This window comes from Caulobacter sp. P1_B12_2, from assembly GCF_056406675.1.
The window spans coordinates 1-4996 of sequence record NZ_JBFTZS010000350.1 but is presented as its reverse complement, the minus strand read 5'-3'; the positions used below and the strand labels follow the sequence as shown (position 1 = coordinate 4996).

Here is a 4996-nt window from a genome sequence, read left to right as displayed (position 1 = left end):
TCCCCGGACGGATCCAGCGTGACCCGCGCCGCGACGCCCCGGCCGTCGGCCACGACGATCGCCGCCTGGCTGCAGCCGTCGACCACGTGCCGGGCGGTCAGCCACGAGCCGCCGTCATCGACCGAAAAGGCCGTTCCGCTGCCGGGTTGGCCCTTCTCGGGCACCTGGACGACGATGGAGGGATCGAACGGCGAGGCGGGCCCCAGCGGCAGGCCGACATCACCCGGCACCGGCGGCGGCGGCGGCKGCGCGTCGGAACGCTCCTGCCGGCCGATGGCCACGACCAGCAGGGCGCTGACCACCGCCCCGTAGATCAGCCAGTCCGGGAGTTTCGGGAAATGCACTTGAACCGCCCCGCTTGCCCGACCGTCAGCCGGCCACGGCGGCGGCCAGGATCAGGGCGGTGGCGATCTTGGCCCCGACCAGCAGGGCGGCGGCGGCGACCTCGCCCTCGTTGATCCGCTCGGGGAGACCCTTGAGCAGCATGTCGGTGATCCGGAAGACCAGCAGTTGGACGACGATGGTCGAGACGCCCCACAGCACGATCTCCAACGGCGACACGGAAGCCGACAGCGAGGTGGCCAGCGGAATGGCCAGGCCCACCATCACCCCGCCCAGCGACAGGGCGGCGGCGGCGTTGCCCTCGCGGATCAGCTTGATCTCCTTGTGCGGGGTCAGCAGCGCGTAGAGCGCCGTGCCCACCACCAGCATCACCAGGGTGATGGCGGCGTGCATCAAGGTCAGCGGCAGGCCGCTGGCGAAGGCCTGGATCTCGGGCGACTGAAGCTGTGGCGGCATGAAGACGAAAACCCCCGGAACTGAAGACGGCATTGCTAGCAGGGATCAAAGGTCCTGCGTAGGGGGCGCCCCTCGGTGTCGCGGGACAAGGCGGCGATGAAGCGCGCCTAGGACTGAACGAAGCTGGTGACCGACCAGCCGTAGGCCCTGATCCGCCAGCGGCCTCGTTCCAGCACCTGGGTGAACGACCAGCCGCCGTGTTCGTCGAACCGCTTGCCGTCCCGGACGCCGGTCCAGCGGGTGGGCAGCGAGAAATAGACCGTGTCGCCCGTCCGTCCGAAGTCCTGAGGCGGACTGAACACGTGACGCAGGTCGCTGATGGCGCCCACGTGCCGGGCCATCAGGGCGCGCCAATGCGCCAGGCCGTCCTGGCCGGTGAACACGTGCGGCGGGAAGTTTTCGAGGATGACCAGATCGCCGGCCGAGAACACGTCCCGCAGCACGCTTTCGTCAGCCGTTTCGAGGAACCGCGCCAGCGCCTGGGGGCCGGCCATCATCGCGGCGTCCGGCGCGGCGGCGTCCGGCATCAGGCCGCCGCCTCGTCCTCGTCGTCGTCCAGCACGCCGGCCATGGCCGCCATGGACAGCTTGCGCATCGCCGAGGCGCGGACCTTCTCGCTCTCGCTCTTCAGCTGACCGCAGGCGGCGAGGATGTCGCGACCTCGGGGGGTGCGGATCGGCGAGGAATAGCCGGCCTTGTTGAGGATCGCGGCGAAGGCCTCGATCGCCGCCCAGTCAGAGCACTGATAGTCGCTGCCCGGCCAGGGGTTGAACGGGATCAGATTGACCTTGGCCGGGATGCCCTTGATCAGCTTGACCAGGGCCCGGGCTTCGTCGGGGCTGTCGTTGACGTCCTTCAGCATCACGTATTCGAACGTCACCCGGCGGGCGTTGCTGATGCCCGGATAGGCGCGGATGCCGGCCATCAGTTGGTCCAGCGGATACTTCTTGTTCAGCGGCACCAACACGTCGCGCAGGGCGTCGTTGGTGGCGTGCAGGCTGATGGCCAGCATGGCCTGGGTCTTGTCGCCCAGGGCGTCCAGCTGCGGGACCACGCCTGAGGTCGACACCGTGATCCGGCGACGCGAGATGGCGATGCCCTCGTTGTCGCTGATGATCTCGATGGCGTCGGCCACCTGGCCCAGATTGTAGAGCGGCTCGCCCATGCCCATGAACACGATGTTGCTCAACAGGCGGTCGTCCTTGTCGGACGGCCACTCGGCCAGGTCGTCCTTGGCGATCTGCACCTGGGCGACGATCTCGGCGGCGGTCAGGTTGCGGACCAGGGCCTGGGTGCCGGTGTGGCAGAAGCTGCAGTTCAGCGTGCAGCCAACCTGGCTGGAGACGCAGAGCGCGCCGCTGCGGCCGACCGACGGAATGTAGACAGTCTCGACCTCGATGCCCGGACCCATGCGGATCAGCCACTTGCGGGTGCCGTCCTTGGAGACCTGGCGCTCGACCACCTCGGGGCGGACGATCGTGAAGCAGTCAGCCAGACGAGCCCGGGTTTCCTTGGCCACGTCGCTCATCTGGGCGAAGTCGGTCACGCCGCGATGATGCACCCAGCGGAAGATCTGGGTGGCGCGCATCTTGGCCTTGCCATGCTCGACGACGCCGCTCTCGGTCAGGGCGGCGACCATCTGCGGACGGGTCAGGCCCGACAGGTTGATCAAGGCTTTCGGAGCATCGGCCCCCTGCTTGGTAACAGAGGAAGCCATGCGCGACAGGTCGAGGGTGACGCTCAAGGGGCGGTCCGGGGGCAAGTCATTTCAGGGATCGAGGCGAGGATATAGCAGACGACGGCCGCTTTTCCAAAAGGACGCGGCGTCGCGGCCCCTCTTCTTCCAATGTGGCGATTCACCATCGTCGTTTGCGGCCCGTTCACCGTCCTTGGCGATAATGCCCGATCTCTGGGGAGTCGGGCCTTGCTCATGACCATGTGGAAACGCCTTGCGGGGCGTCTCGTGAGGCGTTTGGGCGCCGACGAGCGCGGGGCCATCGCCGTGCAGTTCGCGCTGCTGCTGATCCCCATCGCCATCCTGACCTTCGGCCTGATCGATCTGAGCCGGGTCAGCGTCCAGAAGCGTCAGCTGCAGGACGCCCTCGACGCCGCGACCCTGATGGCCGCCCGCTCGACCGCGACCACCGACAGCGCCCTGGACGCCGTCGGCGACGCCGCCTTGGCCACCGAGATGGCCGGCCTGGGCGTGCCGCTCACTCGCGACAACTCGACCTTCGCCCTGGGCGCGAACAACACCGTGGCCGGTTCGATCCAGAACGTCACGATCAAGCCGATCATCTCCAATCTCTGGAGCACCCGCGACTCGAACGTTTCGGCCGGCGCCACCGTGATGCGCTCGGTGAACAAGCTGGAAGTGGCCCTGGTGCTCGACAACACCGGTTCGATGGCCAGCCCCCTGGGCTCCGGGACCAAGAAGATCGACGCCCTGATCACCGCCTCCAAGTCGTTGGTCGATGTCCTCGGCGCCGCCGCGGCCCGGGCCAGCGAGACCGACGCGGTGAAGATCAGCGTCGTGCCGTTCTCGATGACGGTGAACGTCGGCTCGACCTATCAGAGCCAGAGCAGCTGGCTGGCCGGCAAGATGCCGACCACCGGCTATGGCACGGACGTGTTCGCCACCAACCAGAACCGCTTCACCCTGCTGACGAACCTGGGCCTGACCTGGGCCGGATGCGTCGAAAGCCGCCCCGCGCCCTACGACGTCACGGACGACCCGCCCAACGGCTCGGTCAACGCCTCGATGTTCGTGCCGTTCTTCGCGCCGGACGAGCCCGACGACAACACTGTCGGCGTCAACCAGTCCAGCTCGACGCGCTATCGCGACGACCGGGTCGTCAACAATCCCGGCAATCCGATCACGAACAACTGGCTGCCAGACGGGGTCTCGCCCAGCGGCACCCTGACCACCGCCTGGGCCACCCGCTCGACGCCGATCGCCAAGTACGGCACGAGCAACAAGAACAATGTCATCAGCCCGGCCAAGACGGGCACGGACTACGGCCCCAACGCCGGTTGCGGGCTGACCAGCCTGATGCGCCTGACCAATATCCGCACGGTGACCCAGCAGAACGTCGTGAAGGCCAAGCTCGGCCAGATGATCGCCGACGGCAACACCAACGTCGCCATGGGCTTGGCCTGGGGCTGGCACACCGTGTCGAACAACGCGCCCTTCGCCGACGGCGTCAATCCGACCACCGCCAACGGCAAGAAGACCACCAAGGTGATCGTGCTGCTGACCGACGGCGACAACACCAACGACGTCACCAACAACCCCAACAAGTCGATCTATACGGGCTATGGCTACATCGGTCAGGGCCGGCTGAGGAACGCCAGCGGCACGGCCCTGACGACCACCTCCTCGGCGACCGAACGCCGCGACGCGATCGACAGCCGCGAGAAGCTGCTGTGCGACAACGCCAAGGCCGAGGGCGTGAAGATCTACGCCATCGGGGTGGGGGTCTCGACCCACTCCAAGGCCATCCTGCAGAACTGCGCCAGCAAGCTGGACATGTACTACGACGTGAACGACACCAGCCAGCTGACCTCGGTGTTCAACACCATCGCCGGCTCGATCCAGAACCTGCGGATCACGAAATAGAAAAGGCCCGGAGCGCTGCTCCGGGCCTTTTCATTTCTGCTTTTTCCTTTGGCGGCGCCTCGCCGCTGGCTCGTCCCGGGGCTGATGGAGGTCCGGGATGAGGCCTTGGCGCGCGGCCGTGCCGGCGGCTAGGCCAGCTTGATCTCCCGCAGGCGCTGCTGGAGGAAGGCGTCGGCGGTGATCGGCTCGGGATAGCGGTCCGGGTTCTCTTCGGTGACGCAGCTGGGCAGGGTCTTGATCAGGTAGTCCGACGCGAAATGCAGGAAGAACGGCGTCGAATAGCGCGCCACGCCGCGACGTTCCGGCGGCGGATTGACCACCCGGTGGATCGTCGAGGGCAGGACGTGGTTGGTCAGGCGCTCCAGCATGTCGCCGATGTTGCAGACCACGCAGCCGGGCGGCGGATTGATCGGCAGCCACTCGCCGTTGCGGTCCTGAAGCTCCAGCCCGCCTTCTTCCGCGCCCATCAGCAGGGTGATGGTGTTGATGTCGCCGTGAGCCCCGGCCCGGACGCCGGTGGCGTCCTTGGGGATCGGCGGGTAGTGCAACAGGCGCAGCACGCTGTTGCCGTCCTTGACC

5 protein-coding genes and 1 pseudogene are annotated in these 4996 nt (G+C 67.2%); 1 reads left to right on the top strand and 5 read right to left on the bottom strand.

Annotated elements, in window-relative coordinates; all coding sequences use genetic code 11:
* From AC1DZ6_RS18850 to rlmN, 4 genes and pseudogenes are all read right to left on the bottom strand, one after another.
* Positions 1-344 (bottom strand): annotated as a pseudogene (locus AC1DZ6_RS18850) (S1 family peptidase); the annotation flags it as partial.
* Between the two features lie 25 nt (positions 345-369).
* On the bottom strand, positions 370-798 hold the full coding sequence (locus AC1DZ6_RS18845; protein WP_422183999.1) for a DUF350 domain-containing protein: 429 nt from the start codon (positions 796-798) through the stop codon (positions 370-372).
* Between the two features lie 107 nt (positions 799-905).
* On the bottom strand, positions 906-1325 hold the full coding sequence (locus tag AC1DZ6_RS18840; protein ID WP_477098673.1) for a hypothetical protein: 420 nt from the start codon (positions 1323-1325) through the stop codon (positions 906-908).
* Positions 1325-2542, bottom strand: coding sequence for a dual-specificity RNA methyltransferase RlmN (gene rlmN, locus AC1DZ6_RS18835; protein WP_477098672.1), 1218 nt, complete (start codon positions 2540-2542; stop codon positions 1325-1327). Before rlmN ends, AC1DZ6_RS18840 begins: the two co-directional genes overlap by 1 nt.
* Positions 2543-2761: 219 nt before the next feature.
* Here rlmN and AC1DZ6_RS18830 point away from each other — a divergent pair, with 219 nt between their 5' ends.
* Positions 2762-4417: a pilus assembly protein TadG-related protein gene (locus tag AC1DZ6_RS18830; protein WP_477098671.1), complete on the top strand. Its 1656-nt coding sequence runs from the start codon at positions 2762-2764 to the stop codon at positions 4415-4417.
* Between the two features lie 128 nt (positions 4418-4545).
* Here the strand turns inward: AC1DZ6_RS18830 and AC1DZ6_RS18825 are convergent.
* Positions 4546-4996 (bottom strand): isopenicillin N synthase family dioxygenase (locus AC1DZ6_RS18825; protein ID WP_477098670.1); only part of this gene is annotated, 451 nt, incomplete at its 5' end.